Here is a 1,070-nt window from a genome sequence, read left to right as displayed (position 1 = left end):
TGTATTGCCCTGTGAGGTTGGGGACGCGGCTGGCGGGTGGTTTGCCTGCGAGCGCGGTGTGTCCGCGGTGGTGATTGTAGGAGTGCAGCCAGCGGGGGAACGCGTCGCGTCGTTCCTGCTCTGAGCGGTAGGGCTTTGCGTATGCCCATTCATCGAGCAGGGTGCGGTTGAGTCGTTCGACCTTGCCGTTGGTCTGCGGCCGGTAGGGCCGGGTTCGCTTGTGGGCGATCCCGGCTGCCGCCAGGGCGTCACGCCAGGTGCGGGAGCGGTAGCAGGCCCCGTTGTCGGTCAGGACGCGTTCAACGCGGATCCCGGCCTGGGTGAAGAACGCGTGGGCCCGCTGCCAGAAGGCGGTTGCGGTCTCCTTCTTCTCGTCTGCGTGGATCTCGCTGTAGGCCAGGCGGGAGTGGTCGTCGACAGCGGTGTGGATGTAGCTGTAGCCGGCCTGGGAGCGTGTCTTGCGGCCCGCCCGGCGGCCCAGGGCCTTGTGGCCGCCGCCGTGGGGGATGTTGCCGAGTTTCTTGATGTCGACGTGGACCAGCTCGCCCGGCCTGTGGCGTTCGTAGCGGCGTATGACGCGGCCGGTGGCACGGTCCAGGTGGGTCAGGCGGGCCAGACCGTAGCGGGTCAGCACGCGGTGCACGGTCGAGGGCACCAGGTCCAGCAGGTGCGCGATGCGGGCCGGTCCCCACCGGCGCAGCACACGAACCTTGAGGATCCGCCGTTCGGTGCGGGTCGGCATCCGGCGCGGGCTGGTCGCCGGGCGGCTGGAGCGGTCGGCCATGCCCGCCTCGCCGAGTTCGCGGTAGCGGTCGGCCCACCGCTGGGCCGTGGTCGGGGAGACCTGGAAACGCTCGGCTGCCCGGCGCAGGGGCCAGCCGTCCTCGACGACGCATCGGGCCAGACGCAGGCGGCCGGTCTCGGTCAGGGGTGCATTACGGTGGGGCACGAGGGCCTTTCTGGTCGGTGCAGACATCACAATCCACACCGAACCCGGAAGGCCCTCACCCATTCAAGATCCCTCAACCGAGACCTGCCTCACCGTCCACAACCTCCCGAGACAGAACACC

Annotated in this window: 1 protein-coding gene; it reads right to left on the bottom strand. The window is 69.4% G+C overall.

Annotation, left to right across the window (positions count from 1 at the left end; genetic code table 11):
• Positions 1-949: IS481 family transposase (locus G5C65_RS37615; RefSeq protein ID WP_165303537.1), on the bottom strand; the 949-nt coding region annotated here is incomplete at its 3' end.
• Between the last annotated feature and the right edge of the window lie 121 nt (positions 950-1,070).

This window comes from Streptomyces boncukensis, assembly GCF_011045075.1.
GTDB classification, from domain to species: Bacteria; Actinomycetota; Actinomycetes; order Streptomycetales; family Streptomycetaceae; genus Streptomyces; species Streptomyces boncukensis.
The sequence above is the reverse complement of the archived record's forward strand: the minus strand, read 5'-3'. Positions and strand labels throughout refer to the sequence as shown.